The 13,847-nt window shown below is 66.6% G+C and carries 8 protein-coding genes and 1 pseudogene; 6 read left to right on the forward strand and 3 right to left on the reverse strand.

The window, feature by feature from the left end; translation table 11 throughout:
* Positions 1-13: 13 nt before the first annotated feature.
* From FFS10_RS01100 to FFS10_RS01125, 6 genes and pseudogenes are all read left to right on the forward strand, one after another.
* Positions 14-1,141 carry a WD40/YVTN/BNR-like repeat-containing protein gene (locus FFS10_RS01100; protein ID WP_137890575.1) on the forward strand — a complete coding sequence of 376 codons (1,128 nt, stop codon included), beginning with the start codon at positions 14-16 and terminating at the stop codon, positions 1,139-1,141.
* Positions 1,138-3,561, forward strand: coding sequence for an efflux RND transporter permease subunit (locus tag FFS10_RS01105; protein WP_137890577.1), 2,424 nt, complete (start codon positions 1,138-1,140; stop codon positions 3,559-3,561). Before FFS10_RS01100 ends, FFS10_RS01105 begins: the two co-directional genes overlap by 4 nt.
* A gap of 86 nt (positions 3,562-3,647) precedes the next feature.
* The gene (locus tag FFS10_RS01110; RefSeq protein ID WP_137890579.1) at positions 3,648-4,469 is read left to right on the forward strand and encodes an SDR family oxidoreductase; all 822 of its coding nucleotides are present in this window, start codon (positions 3,648-3,650) and stop codon (positions 4,467-4,469) included.
* A gap of 7 nt (positions 4,470-4,476) precedes the next feature.
* Complete coding sequence (locus FFS10_RS01115; RefSeq protein ID WP_137890580.1) at positions 4,477-6,264, forward strand: carboxylesterase/lipase family protein; 1,788 nt, start codon at positions 4,477-4,479, stop codon at positions 6,262-6,264.
* Between the two features lie 106 nt (positions 6,265-6,370).
* A pseudogene (locus FFS10_RS01120) lies at positions 6,371-6,493 on the forward strand (acyclic terpene utilization AtuA family protein); the annotation flags it as partial.
* A 254-nt stretch (positions 6,494-6,747) separates the two neighbouring features.
* Positions 6,748-8,334, forward strand: a complete 1,587-nt coding sequence (locus FFS10_RS01125; protein WP_212744063.1) for an acyl-CoA synthetase — start codon at positions 6,748-6,750, stop codon at positions 8,332-8,334.
* A gap of 87 nt (positions 8,335-8,421) precedes the next feature.
* Here FFS10_RS01125 and FFS10_RS01130 read toward each other — a convergent pair whose 3' ends face one another.
* The 3 genes from FFS10_RS01130 to FFS10_RS01140 all read right to left on the reverse strand — a co-directional run bounded on the left by FFS10_RS01130 (position 8,422) and on the right by FFS10_RS01140 (position 13,742).
* Positions 8,422-9,606, reverse strand: coding sequence for an acetyl-CoA C-acyltransferase (locus tag FFS10_RS01130; RefSeq protein ID WP_137890582.1), 1,185 nt, complete (start codon positions 9,604-9,606; stop codon positions 8,422-8,424).
* Between the two features lie 30 nt (positions 9,607-9,636).
* Positions 9,637-11,748, reverse strand: coding sequence for a 3-hydroxyacyl-CoA dehydrogenase NAD-binding domain-containing protein (locus FFS10_RS01135; RefSeq protein WP_137890584.1), 2,112 nt, complete (start codon positions 11,746-11,748; stop codon positions 9,637-9,639).
* A 191-nt stretch (positions 11,749-11,939) separates the two neighbouring features.
* On the reverse strand, positions 11,940-13,742 hold the full coding sequence (locus FFS10_RS01140; protein ID WP_171015977.1) for an acyclic terpene utilization AtuA family protein: 1,803 nt from the start codon (positions 13,740-13,742) through the stop codon (positions 11,940-11,942).
* Positions 13,743-13,847 lie beyond the last annotated feature (105 nt).

Here is a 13,847-nt window from a genome sequence, read left to right on the forward strand (position 1 = left end):
GCTCGAAGCACTCATGGAAAAGCAGACGAGAAGAGCGGTTCTCGGCACGATGGGGGCCGCCCTGGCAGGGTGGGCCGCCACCGGCCGATGCGTGCCGGCAGGACCGGTGGACCTGCTGGGGCTGCCGGCACCCGCCACTGCGCGAGGTGCGCGGCGACGGCTGCTGAGCGTGGTGTCGGTGGGAACGAGGCTGGTGGCAGTGGGCGACTTCGGCTTGATCCTCAGCTCCGACGACGGAGGTGCGCGTTGGGAGCAGCAGCCGTCACCCGTCGCAGTGATGCTCACGGCCGCATGGTTCAACGACACACTGCATGGCTGGGCAGTCGGCCATGACGGAATCATCCTGGCCACCGAAGACGGCGGACGCCACTGGCAGCGCCAGCTGGACGGGCGGTCCATCAACCAGCAGATGCTGGAAGCCGCCAATGCGCAGCTCGAGAGGGCGCGGACCAAGCCGCCGGGCAAGGTGCCGCAGGAATTGCTCGACAACCTCGAAGACCGGGTCGCCGACGCGGAAGCGGCGGTACAGGCCGGCCCGTCCCGACCGCTGCTGGGCCTGCGCTTCGTCGACGCCCACACCGGTTTCGTTGTCGGATCGTACGGACAACTGCTGCACACCACGGATGCCGGCCGGACCTGGAAGTACATCGGCGACCGGCTCAACAATGACACCGGCCTTCACCTCAACCAGATCACGCTGGCACCATCGGGCGCGCTGTACATCGCGGCCGAGGGCGGGACGGTGTTCCGTTCGGACGATCAGGGGCAGCACTGGACGCGCATCCGGGTGGGCTACAACGGGCAGCTGTACGGCTTCGTTGCGTTGAACGACGGCTTGCTGGCCTATGGCTTCAATGGCCACCTGTTCCGCTCCGACGCGCAAGGCCAGCGTTGGACCGCACTGCCTTCGCCCACTGGCAAGAGCCTCGTGCAGGGCATGCGATTGCCCGATGGCCGGGTGCTGCTGGCGTCGCAGTCGGGTGAATTGCTGCTCGGTGATGCCCGTGCCGAGACATTCCGACGCCAAGCGTCGGGCAACGCGGAACTCAGCGGCATGACCGTGATGCCGGGATCCAACCACGTCGTCACCGTGGGCGCTCTCGGCGCCCGGGCCACGACCCTCAACCTCTCTCCGACATGAGTTCCAAGGCCCTGGGCACCTCGTCTTCAACGCTGGTGTCACGCATAGAGACAGCCTTCGAGCAAGGCCTGTTCGCGCACCGCATCCTCTGGCTGGTGCTGCTTGCACTCGCGTCGGTGCTGCTCGCCTGGCAGGCTTTGCAGCTGCGCCCAGAGGCAAGCCAGCGCAAGCTGCTGCCTGTCCATCACCCGTTCATCGAGAACTACTTGAAGTTCGAGAACGAACTGCGCCCATTGGGCAACTCGGTGCGCATCGCGATCGAGAACACCCAGGGCGACATCTACGATCGGGCGTTCCTCGACACGGTGCGCAAGGTCACCGACGAGGTGTTCTACATCCCCGGCGTGGACCGGGGCAACCTGCGTTCGCTGTGGACCCCGAACGCGCTCTGGGTCGAAGCCACCGAAGACGGCCTGCGCTCCGGCAAGGTGGTGCCGCCCGACTTTGCCCGTCTGTCCGACGGCATCGAGCAGGTCCGCAGCAACATCGTCAAAGCGGGCTTCATCGGCAGCATCGTCGCCAACGACCACCGCTCCACGGTGATCGTTGCGCCGCTGCTCGAGACCGACCCCGACACGGGCCAGCCCCTGGACTACGGCGCGTTCACGCAGAACCTCGAGGATCGCATCCGCGCGAAGTACCAGAACGAACACGTGCGTGTTCATATCGTCGGCTTCGCCAAGCTCGTGGGCGACCTGATCCACGGCAGCCGTGACATCGCGCTGTTCTTCCTGCTGACCGTGGTGCTCACGGCGGCGCTGCTCCTGGTGTATTCACGCTGTTGGCGCAGCACCCTCGCCACCATCGGCTGTTGCCTGCTGGCGGTGGTGTGGCACCTGGGAATCATCCGCCTCCTGGGTTTTCGCCTCGATCCGTATTCCATCCTGGTGCCGTTCCTGACATTCGCCATCGGTGTGTCCCACGCGGTGCAGAACATCAACACCTTCGCAGGAGCGGTACGGGAAGGCAAGAGCAGGACCGACGCAGCCCGCGCGACCTTTCTGCTGCTGTTCGTGCCCGGCACGGTGGCACTGCTGTGTGACGTCGTCGGCTTTTCCACGCTGCTGGTGATCGACATCGGCGTCATCCGCGAACTGGCGCTGAGCGCGAGCGTCGGCATCGCGGTGATCATCTTCACGAAGATGTTCCTGCTGCCGATCCTCATGTCCTATGCCGGCATGTCCGAGGCAGGCCGCATCCTGGCCGAGCGGCGGCACCACGGGCGGCACAGGCTGGCGCGCGTCATCGCATCACTTGCCGACCGGCGCTGGGCCGTGATTGCGCTGGTGGCCAGCGCGCTGCTTGCCGCCTGGGGCGTGCTGACCAGCCGGCATCTTCAGATCGGAGACATCGATCCAGGAGCGCCCGAGCTGCGCACCACTTCCATCTACAACCGCGACACGGCGTTCTTCGGTGAGCACTACTCGACCAGCAGCGATGTGTTCGTGGTGATCGTCAAGACGCCACCGGACAAGTGCGGCGCCTATCCCACCGCATCGTTGGTCTCGCGCCTGCAGTGGGCACTGGAAGAAACGCCCGGGGTGGAGAGCACGCTGTCCCTTTTCGACTGGATGAGGCAGATCGTCGCCGCCAATTACGGCGGAACGGTCCAGTGGGCCTCGATCACGCGGAACCATTACGTGTCCAATGCGGCCCATAAGGCGATCCCGCAGTCCTTCTACAACAACGATTGTTCGATGCTGCCCGTGATCGCGTATCTGGCAGACCACAAGGCCGCCACGCTGGAACGGGTGGTCGACACCGTCCAGGCCTATCAGACGAGCAATCCGAATCCGGAGGTGGAGATTCTGCTTGGCGCCGGCAACGCCGGCATCGAAGCAGCAACGAATTCGGTGGTGCATGCGGCCTGGCTGCCGATGCTCGCGCTCGTGTACGCCATCGTCGCCTGCCTGCTGCTGCTGGAGTTTCGCTCGCTGAAGGCGATGATCTGCATGCTTGTACCGCTGATCATCACGTCCACTCTGTGCGAAGCCGTCATGGTGAAGCTGGGGCTCGGGGTCAAGGTCGCAACGCTGCCCGTCATGGTGAAGCTGGGGCTCGGGGTCAAGGTCGCAACGCTGCCCGTCATCGCGCTGGGCGTCGGCATCGGCGTGGACTACGGGATCTATCTCTACAACCGGCTGGAGACCTACCTGGAGCAGGGCCTGCCTTTGCGGGAGGCTTACTTCGAGACCATGAAGACCACCGGCCTGGCGGTCGCGTTCACCGGCATCACGCTTGCCGCCGGGGTGTTGACTTGGGCCTTCTCCGAGATCAAATTCCAGAGCGACATGGGGATACTGCTGACGTTCATGTTTCTTTGGAACATGGTCGGCGCCGTGGCGCTGATCCCGGCGATTGCAGCGATCCTGAACGTCGGCGGCCGCCGCACCTCCCAGGACACACTTGAAGTGAGCTGACGCCCCTGCCACTGCGACCAGTTCGCGCAAGACCCGTGGCACGGCGCGCTGCAAGCTACACGATCCCGAGCAACGGAAGACAGGTAATGACGACTCTGCGCGACAAGACTCTTTTCATCACGGGCGCGAGCCGCGGCATCGGCAAGGCCATTGCGCTGCGGGCTGCGCGCGATGGCGCACGAATCATCGTGGCAGCCAAGACTGCCGAGCCTGATCCGCGCCTTCCCGGCACCATCCACACTGCGGCATCCGAGATCGAGGCGGCCGGCGGTGTGGCGCTCCCTTTGGTCGTCGACGTGCGCGACGACGCGAGGGTACATGACGCGGTGGCGCGTGCGGTCGAACGGTTCGGCGGCATCGACATACTCGTGAACAATGCCAGCGCGATCCATCCCCACGGCATCCTCGACACGCCGGCCAAGCGCTATGACCTGATGATGGACATCAACGTGCGCGGAAGCTTCCTGTGTGCCCAGGCCTGTTTGCCGCATCTGCTCAACGCAGCCAATCCGCATGTTTTGACGCTGTCCCCGCCGATCGACATGAACCCGCGCTGGTTCAGCAAGCATGCGGCGTACACGACGTCCAAGTACGCCATGAGCCTGATCGCACTTGGAATCGCCGAGGAATTTCGGGCAAAGCGCGTCGCTTCGAACTCGCTGTGGCCGCGCACCTTGATCGCAACGTCGGCGCTGAAGCTGGCCGCACCGGGACTGGCAGAGAAGGCCCGCACGCCCGACATCATGGCCGACGCCGCGCATTGGATTCTCACGCAGGACAGCCGGGAGGTCACTGGCAGATCGTTCCTCGATGAGGAGGTGCTGCGTGCTGCGGGCGTCGTGGACTTCGACCGCTACCAGTTCACCCCGGGCGCCGAGCTGGAGCTGGATTACTTCGTCGAGCGCTGAGCGCGCGATGAACTCGGTTTTCGATGCCGCCTCCAGGCGCCGCGTGACCGGTGGCGAGGTCATCGGCACGCGCGAGCCGGGTGACATCCACGCTTGGCGCGGTATTCCCTATGCCAGGGCGCCCATCGGAGACTTGCGCTGGCGTGCGCCGCGTCCTGCCATGCCGTGGAGCGGTGTGTTCGAGGCCCGCACCCATGGGTCGATGGCACCCCAATATGCCGATCTGCTCGCTGGTGCGTCGGCGCGGGAACGAGGCCGGATCGTGGGTGACGAGAACTGCCTCACTCTCAACATCTTCGCGCCTGCGTCCGAGTCTCGCGCCGTGCCGGCTGCCGGCCAGCGCCGCCCGGTCATGGTGTGGATCCACGGTGGCGGCAACAGCGTGGGCACGTCGGCCACCTACGATGCGGCGCGCAGCTACGCGAGCCACGATGGCCTGATCGTGGTCACAGTCAACTACCGGCTCGGCGTGCTGGGTTGGTTCACCCACCCGGCCTTGCTCGAGGCCGACGATGCTACATCCGAGGAACGCTCGGGCAACTTCGGCACCCTCGACCTGATTGCCGCATTGCGCTGGGTGCGAGACAACATCGCTGCCTTTGGCGGTGAGCCCGACTGCGTGACGATCTTCGGAGAATCCGCTGGCGGGCAGAATGTGTTGACCCTGTTGGCGAGCCCGTTGGCTCAAGGGCTGTTCCATCGTGCGATTGCGCAGTCACCGGTGACCGGGACCTTCAGCGTCGAGGAGGCGGTGAATTGGCGCGACGACCCGCAACCCGGCCACCGCGACAGTGCCCTCGAAGTCACGGCGCGGCTGTGCGTCGCAGAGGGCCTGGCCAGCGACCGCGAAGCGGCGAAGAAGAATCTCGCGACTCTGCCCGCTGCAGAAGTAGCGGCCTTTCTGCGCTCGCTCAGTCCGGCCCGGCTGCTGAGCGGCTTCACCCCCGGTAGTGTGGGTCTCTACTGGGCACCGCGCCCAGTGCGTGACGGCGTGGTACTGCCGCGCAAGCCGCTGACCGAGGTCTTCGCCTGCGGCCACTGGAACCGCGTGCCGGTCATCCTGGGCAGCAACCGCGATGAGTACAAAGCTTTCATAGCCGACAAGCCTGAGCACTCGCGCATGCTGCTCGGCAAGCTGCCGATGCTGCGGGACCGGCGCGCCTACCTTGTCGAGGCGCAGTACATGTCGAATGCGTGGAGAGCGCTGCATGTCGACGCCCCGGCCGACGCGATGCTGGCAGGCGGACACGCCGACGTATGGACCTACCGCTTCGACTGGGACGAGGCCCCCGCCATCCCCCTGGTCCGTCCTGACCTGCTGCTCGGCGCTGCGCACGGCATGGAGATGGCCTTCGTCTTCCGCGACACGGTGGGCGAGCTCGACGTCTTCGGCGTCAATACGCCATTCAACCGGTCCGGCCGAGCCGCGTTGGCCCAGGCAATGGGAGATGCCTGGACATCCTTCGCACGCGACGGCGTACCGACGCTACCAACTCACGAGTGGTTGCGTCGCAGTCTCGAGGCAGAACAATCCGACTGCCTGCTTTTCGACACCGCGCGCGATGGCGGCATCCGCATGATGCGCATACGCACGGACATGGCAGCCGTCAAGCAGGCGCTCAAGAGCGACGCAGCGGCCGAGCCCGCTACGCTGCGATGCCGCATCTACGCTCGCCTTTTCATATTGAGTCCGCTGTTCGCAGGCCACGGCGATGCATCCGAGTACGAGCGATGGTGTCGCGAGTTCGGATGTACCGTCCCGGCCGTTGAATTCCGACCACGGGTCGAAATCTGATCAAGCGCTGGCAGGCTGCTCATCAGCCACTTTCCGCAAGACCACCGGGCCTCTCGTCTGGGACCTTTACACCTTGTTCTGACGAATGGAATCCGCGATGAACGACATGAAACCGACGGCACGCGTGGTGCGCATCGGCGGGGCCTCGGGCTTCTGGGGCGACAGCATGGTTGGCGCACCCCAGCTCGTGAATTCGGGCCTCCTCGACTACCTGGTGTTCGACTACCTGTGCGCCAGCCCTCACGGCTCGGGCTTCAGCCCTTCTCGTGATTGTCAGGATTCGCGCATCGCAGCTCGAATGTCCGGATCGTTCCGGTCGGCTGGTCTCAACACCCCGCCCGCGCCTACCCCCCGTCAACGCTTCATCCATACCCTCGGGTACGTGTACGCAAGTCCAGCGGACACCGTAGCCGGCCAAGCCATCGACCTCTGACCTATTCATTCACAACACCTTGCCGGTTTTGACCGGCGCACGGAGACGACATGATGCAACCCAAATCCCCAGCGCTGAGCGACGGGTTCGGAGGCATGCCCGCCCCCCAACCCAGGATCGGCATGGGCCAGTGGTTCACCGAGCGCGCGCGGCGCGACGGTGGCCGCCTGGCCCTCACTTTTGAGGGCCAGACCTGGACCTACGCCGAGATGCTCGAACGCATCGACCACATGGCCGGCGCGCTTCAGGCCGGTGGCGTGGAGCTTGGCATCCGCGTGGGCTACCTCGGCTTCAACCACCCGATGTTCTTTGTCACGCTGTTCGCGTGCTCCAAGATCGGCGCCATCTTCGTGCCGCTGAACTTCCGCCTGGCCGGGCCGGAGTTCGAATACATCATCAACGACGCCGGCGTGCACACCTTGCTGGTGGATGCCGACCACATCCCCGTCATCGACGGCGTGCGTGGCTCGCTCAAGTGCAGCCGCTACCTGTGCGCCCACGGCACGCCCGCCGACGCCACCCGCTGGCCCGACGCCGCGCTGGCCATGGACGCGGCCGTACCCCTGGGCGAGGCGCGCCAGCCTTGCCAGGACGAGGTGGCGGTCATCATGTACACCTCGGGCACCACCGGCCGGCCCAAGGGGGCCATGCTCACCGTGGGCAACTTCTGGTGGAGCCACGTCAACGAGCTGGTCATGCTCGACATCCGCGCCGACGACGTGCTGCTGACCTTCGCGCCCATCTTCCACATCGGCGCGCTCAACGTGCTGACACTGAGCAGCTTCCTCAAGGGTGCGCACATCGTCTTGCACCGCAACTTCGATCCGGCCCTGGCCCTGCGCGACATCGCGCGCTACCGGGTTACCACCATCTTCGCGGTGCCGGCCATGCTGCTGTTCATCAGCCAACACCCCGATTTCGCCCAGTCCGATATCTCGTCGGTGCGGTCGGTGATGTGCGGCGGCGCGCCTTGCCCTGAGCCGCTGCTGCACGCGCTGCACCAGCGCGGCATCCTGGTACAGCAGGGCTACGGCCTGACCGAGACCTCCGCCATGGCCACCGCGCTGTCGGCGCAATGGGCTGTGGCCAGGATTGGTTCGGTGGGAGTATCGCCGCTGCTCACCGAGGTCCGCATCGTCGCCAGCGATGGACGCGTGGTCACCCAGCCGCACGAGCGTGGCGAGGTCTGCGTGCGCGGCATGAACGTCACCCGCGGCTACTGGAACCAGCCAGAGGCCACCCGCAACGCCATCAGCGACGACCATTGGTTCCGCACCGGTGACGTGGGCTACTTCGACGAACACGGCTTCTATTACATCTGCGACCGGGTGAAGGACATGGTCATCACCGGTGGCGAGAACGTCTATCCGGCCGAGGTCGAGAGCGTGCTCCACGCCCACCCTTCGGTGGCCGAGGTCGCCGTCATCGGCGCCCCCGACCCGCAATGGGGAGAAGCCGTGGTGGCGGTCGTCGCCCTCAGGCCCGGCACCAGCCTCGCCCTCGACGAAATGCGCGAGTTCGCCAGCGAACGCCTGGCCCGCTACAAAGTGCCCAAGCAATTGCGCATCGTCGACGCCCTGCCGCGCAACCCCACCGGCAAAATCCTCAAGTACAAGCTGCGCGAAGCGGCGAACTGAGCGTAAGCTTTCCCAACAAGAAGCCTGGGCATGTCCGGGCTTTTGCGTTTCAGGAAACCCGGCGCGGCCTGCGCCGGGCCAGGGCGATCAGGCCACCTCGAACAGGCCCGCCGCGCCCATGCCGCCGCCCACGCACATGGTCACAACCACGTACTTGGCGCCGCGGCGCTTGCCTTCGATGAGGGCGTGGCCCACGAGGCGGGCGCCGGTCATGCCATAGGGGTGGCCGATGGAGACGCCACCGCCGTCGACGTTGTAGGTGGCCGGATCGATGCCCAGGTGGTCGCGACAGTACAGGGCTTGGCAGGCGAAGGCCTCGTTGAGCTCCCACAGGCCGATGTCGCCGACCTTCAGGCCGTGCTGCTTGAGCAGCTTGGGGATGGCGTAGATGGGACCGATGCCCATTTCCTCGGGCGCGCAGCCGGCCACGGCCATGCCGCGGTAGACGCCGAGCACGGACAGGCCGCGTTTCTCGGCCAGGGCGCGCTCCATGAGCACGCTTGCGGAGGCGCCGTCGGAGAGCTGGCTGGCGTTGCCGGCGGTGATGACGCCGCCTTCGATCACGGGCTTGAGGCCGCGCAGGCCCTCGATGGTGGTGTCGGGGCGGTTGCCTTCGTCGTGCGCGAGGGTCACTTCCTTGCAGTTCACCTCGCCGGTGACCTTGTCAGTCACGGCCATCTGGGTGGTGATGGGCACGATCTCGGCGTCGAAGCGGCCGGCCTGCTGGGCGGCGGCGGTGCGCTGCTGCGATTGCAGCGAGTACTGGTCTTGCGCCTCGCGGCTGATGTTGTATTTCTTCGCCACGAATTCGGCCGTCTGCAGCATGGACATGTAGGCGTGCGTGGCGTTGGCGATGACGGCCGGGTCGGCTTCGGCGGCGGCCCACTTCATGTAGGCGTTCTGCACCGCGGTGATGTTTTCCTGGCCGCCGGCCACGACAACGTCCATGCCGTCGACCACCACCTGCTTGGCGGCGGTGGCGATGGCCATCAGGCCGGAGGCGCACTGGCGGTCCATGGTCTGGCCCGCGACCTCCAGCGGCAGGCCGGCGGCAATGGCCGCGTTGCGCGCCAGGTTCATGCCGGCAGTGCCGGCCGTGAGCACGGAGCCGATGACCACGTCCTGGATCTCGGCCGGATCGACGCGCGATCGCTCGACCGCGTGGTGGATGACGTGGCCCAGCATGGTGGGCGACTTGATGTTGTTCAGGGCGCCCTTGAAGGCCCGCCCGATGGGGGTGCGGGCGGTGGACACGATGACGGCTTCTCTCATGGGATCTCCGGTGGTTGGTGTGTGGGGGGATCAGCCCGCGTATTGCGAGAGGCGGAGGCCTTCGCTGGCCAGGCGGCGCAGCAGGGGGCTGACCGTCCAGTAGCCGAAGCGGTTGCCGCGCGTGGCGGCGTAGTGGTCCAGGCGCTCCACCACGTGCTTCAGGCCGCGCTCGTCGGCCATGAACATCGGTCCGCCCTGGTGGTCTGGGAAGCCGTAGCCGGCGGTCCACACCACGTCGATGTCGCTGCCCCGATAGGCGATGCCTTCTTCGAGGATGCGCGCGCCCTCGTTGACCATGCTGTAGAGCAGGCGCTCGATGATCTCGGTGTCGGTGATGTCGCTGCGCCGAGCGATGCCGTACTGCTTCGCCAGCGCCTCGCAGATGGCTTGCGTGTCGGGGTTGGGGGCCGGGGTGCGCCCCTCGTAGCGGTAGTAGCCGGCACCGGTTTTTTGGCCAAGCTGGCCCAGTTCGAACAGCTTGCGCACCATCACGCGGTAGGTAGGGTCGGTCGGCAGACCGCCGGCCTTCTCGCGCTCGATGATGGTCTTGGCACCCACGTCGATGCCGGCCATGTCCAGCATGCGGCATGGCCCCATGGCCAGGCCCACGCTCTCGATGGCCTTGTCGATCTGACCGGGCGTGGCGCCTTCGAGCATCAGGAACTCGGCCTCGCGCATGTAGACCTCGGCCATGCGGTTGCCGATGAAGCCGTAGCACACGCCGGAGACCACGGCCACCTTGGCGATGCTGCGCGCGAGCTTCATCACGGTGGCCAGTACGCCCGGGTCGGTCTTGGCGCCGCGCACGACCTCGAGCAGGCGCATCACATTGGCCGGGCTGAAGAAGTGCATGCCCAGCACGTTGGCGGGCCGCCCCGAGGCGTCGGCGATCGCGTTCACGTCCAGCGTTGAAGTGTTGGTGGCGATGATGGCGCCGGGCTTGCAGATCTGACCCAGGCGCTGCGCGATCTGCTGCTTGAGCGCCAGGTTCTCGAACGCGGCCTCGATCACGATGTCGCAGTCGCCCAGGTCGGTGTCCTCGAGGGACGGCGTCAGGCGGGCCAGGCGGCGGTCGCGCTCCTCGGCGCTGAGCTTGCCCTTGCTCACGCTTGCATCGTAGTTCCTGCGCACCGTGCTCAGGCCGCGTTCCAGTGCATCTGCCGAGGCTTCCACCAACACCGTTTCGAAGCCGGCGTTGATGAAGCTCATGGCGATGCCGCCGCCCATGGTGCCGGCGCCCAGCACCCCCACCTTGCGAATCGGGCGCAGGGCCAGGTCCCTGGGCAGGCCGGGAATCTTCTCGGCCGCGCGTTCGGCGAAGAACAGGTGACGCATGGCCTTGGAAGTGTCCGAGCTCAGCACGCGCGCGAACCACCGGGCTTCGACAGCCTCGCCCTGTGCGAAGGGCAGTGTGCTGGCGGCGCGCACACATTCCACGATGGCCTCGTGAGCGGGATACCGCGGCTTGGCCCTGGCCTGCGCGAGCGCTTGGTCCAGCAGGCCTGCGGGGAGGCTGGCCGGGGCCGCGGTGAGCTCGCTGGTGCGTCGCGGCGCCCAGTCCTGCTTCAGCAGCGCCTGAGCCCTTGCCAGCGCAGCCTGCAGCGGCGGCTGCTCGCTGATTTCGTCCACGACGCCGAGGGCCTGGGCCTGCTTCGCATCGACCATGCGGCCCGAGAGCATCAGGTCGAGTGCGCGCTCGGCGCCGACCAGGCGCGGCAGCCGCTGCGTGCCCAGCGACCCCGGGATCAGGCCAAGCTTGACCTCGGGCAGTCCCACGCGTGTGCCGGGCGCGGCCACGCGCCAGTGGCAGGCCATCGCCAGCTCCAGGCCGCCGCCGAGCGCGGTGCCGTGCAGCGCGGCCACCACCGGGCGTGCGCTGGCTTCCAGCCGGCCCAGGAACTGGTTGTACGGCGTGGCACTGAAGGCGGGGTCTTCGAACGAGGCGATGTCGCCGCCGGCCACGAAGCTGCGGCCTTCGCAGTGCACCACCAGTGCCTTGAGCGCGGGGTTGGCCTCAAACACGGCCAGGCCTTCGATGAGGCCTTGCACCGCCGCGGGCGACAGCGCGTTGACAGGCGGGTTGTTGATGGTCAGGATGCCAATGGCGCCTTCGGCGCGGAGGGTCACGACAGCTTGGGACATGGTGAGATTCCGATCAGGGCAGGACCCGGCAAGCGTAGGTGGCCGCGCGCGCGCTGTCTTGCGCCAAGTGGTCGATCCGGCACGCCGCGCCGTAGCCGATCAGTGAGCGCCAGATATCCCGAGGGTGTCCGGCCCTCCGGACTCCTGACCAGGACGTCGAATCATTGAAAACCTACTCTATCTTTGTTCATCTAAAGCACTGCTGCGACCGACATTGGCACCCGGACCGGCAGATCCAGCAACATTTGCGCCATGCCCTTGCCAAGCGGGTCCATGCGCATCGAAGTGGGCCCGCCGCCATCCAGTGCGTCTTCCAGCAGTAGGTTCATGGCAGCGATGCCGGGCAGGTAGTGGCGCCGCACCGAGCCCTTGACGAGATGGGCGAAGTAGGCCTTGACGGTTTCGGGTGTCACCTCACGCCACAGCAGCGGCAGCCACTCCGGTCGCCGCGCGATGAGTCCGATGTTCGACAGGTTGCCCTTGTCGCCGCTGCGCGCCCAGGCCAGTTTGACGAGCGGCACCGCCACGCCCGCATCGTCGCTGGCCGGCCAGGGAGCGGGCTCGAGAGCTTCGCTTGCCGGTACCGCGCCGCCTGGCATCGGCAGCTCGACCGCCTTGCGCTCGCCGTCGAGCAGGTAGGCGGGCCTGAGCCGGCGCTTGTCGATCAGGAAGGCAATCTGCTTGACGAGCGGTGACACCGACGGCCGCCCGCCGCCCGGGCTGGTCGTGCCGGGCGACCATGAGGTGCCGGACGGCGCGATCTCGCGCGCAAAAATCTCCAGTGCCTCCTTGCTCGCATGGTTGACCACGACGCGCATCATCACTTCGCGCGCCGCTGCGGTGCGCGCGTGCGGGCCGTACATTGTCTCGGCGCCTATGACCTCGATGTGGGTGGCACTGTAGTCGGGTAGCCCCCGCTCGCGGAAGATGGCGCGCGTGCGGGTCAAAATGGCCTCGCCGGTGCGCCGGGCCTTGGCGGCTGCATCCATGCCGATGATGACCATGGTGCCGGCGCAGCGGAAGCCGTCGAGCACCGTCGTGCTGACCTTGCATTGGTCGGTTGGCGCCAGGCCCCGGGCTCCGCTGACGCGCACATGCTCGGCACCGACCTGCTCGATGCTCACCTGGCGGAAATCACAGATCACGTCCGGCAGCAGGTAAGCGCCGGGGTCGCCGATTTCATAAAGCAACTGCTCGGCGACGGCGGCGCGGGTGATCAGGCCCCCGGTGTTGGGGGCCTTGGTCACCGTAAAGCTGCCGTCGGCTTCGCATTCGACGATTGGATAGCCTATGCCGGCCCAGTCGGGCACCTGCTCCCAGTCGGTGAAGAGGCCGCCGCTGCCCTGGCAGCCGCACTCGATGATGTGGCCGGCGAGGCTGCCGCCGGCCAGTTTGTCGTATTCGTCGAAACCCCAGCCGAATTCGTGCACCAAGGGGCCCAGCGTGACAGCGCTGTCGACGCAGCGGCCGGTGATCACGATGTCGGCACCGGCGTCGAGCGCCCGGGCGATCGGCAGGGCACCCAGGTACGCGTTGGCGCTCAGCACGCGCTCGGGCAGTGGCTCTCCGGAGAACATGTCGCGCTGCCCGGCTGCGCGCAGCTCGGGCAGCAGCGGGCTCACATCGTCGCCTTCGACCACGGCGATGCGCGGCGACAGGCCATGGGCTTGCGCGACGCGGCGCAGCGCGTCGGCGCAGCCCTGGGGATTGATGCCGCCAGCATTGGCAACAACCTTGATGCCTTGCCGCATCACGTCGGGCAGCACGGCCTTCATCGCGACGTCGACGAAGTCGGTCGCGTAGCCTGCCTCAGCGTTCTTGCGCCGCGCGGCGGCGAGGATGGCCATCGTCGTCTCGGCGAGGTAATCGAACACCAGGTAGTCGATCCGCCCCGAGCGCACGAGCTGCGGTGCGCCTACCATGCTGTCGCCCCAGAACCCGGATGCGCCTCCGATACGGACCCGTTTGGAGTCCACCATTGTGCTCGTTGCCATCTTCATCTCCAGTTGGAGGTTGCAGCGTAGCGTCGAGGTGGTCCGGTGTGCTTGTGCAAACTGGCTGCTGGCGCTGGCTGGCTAGGGTTTTCCCTTGAATAGCCA

The sequence above is a fragment of the Ramlibacter sp. 2FC genome (genome assembly GCF_005503345.1).
In the GTDB taxonomy this organism is placed as follows: Bacteria; Pseudomonadota; Gammaproteobacteria; order Burkholderiales; family Burkholderiaceae_C; genus SCMQ01.

What these genes read in the sequence shown, in the direction of transcription:
- FFS10_RS01140 (WP_171015977.1), bottom strand. Translation starts at nt 13,742, where the DNA reads ATGGCAACGAGCACAATGGTGGACTCCAAACGGGTCCGTATCGGAGGC.
- FFS10_RS01135 (WP_137890584.1), bottom strand. Translation starts at nt 11,748, where the DNA reads ATGTCCCAAGCTGTCGTGACCCTCCGCGCCGAAGGCGCCATTGGCATC.
- FFS10_RS01125 (WP_212744063.1), top strand. Translation starts at nt 6,748, where the DNA reads ATGATGCAACCCAAATCCCCAGCGCTGAGCGACGGGTTCGGAGGCATG.
- FFS10_RS01100 (WP_137890575.1), top strand. Translation starts at nt 14, where the DNA reads ATGGAAAAGCAGACGAGAAGAGCGGTTCTCGGCACGATGGGGGCCGCC.
- FFS10_RS01115 (WP_137890580.1), top strand. Translation starts at nt 4,477, where the DNA reads ATGAACTCGGTTTTCGATGCCGCCTCCAGGCGCCGCGTGACCGGTGGC.
- FFS10_RS01105 (WP_137890577.1), top strand. Translation starts at nt 1,138, where the DNA reads ATGAGTTCCAAGGCCCTGGGCACCTCGTCTTCAACGCTGGTGTCACGC.
- FFS10_RS01110 (WP_137890579.1), top strand. Translation starts at nt 3,648, where the DNA reads ATGACGACTCTGCGCGACAAGACTCTTTTCATCACGGGCGCGAGCCGC.
- FFS10_RS01130 (WP_137890582.1), bottom strand. Translation starts at nt 9,606, where the DNA reads ATGAGAGAAGCCGTCATCGTGTCCACCGCCCGCACCCCCATCGGGCGG.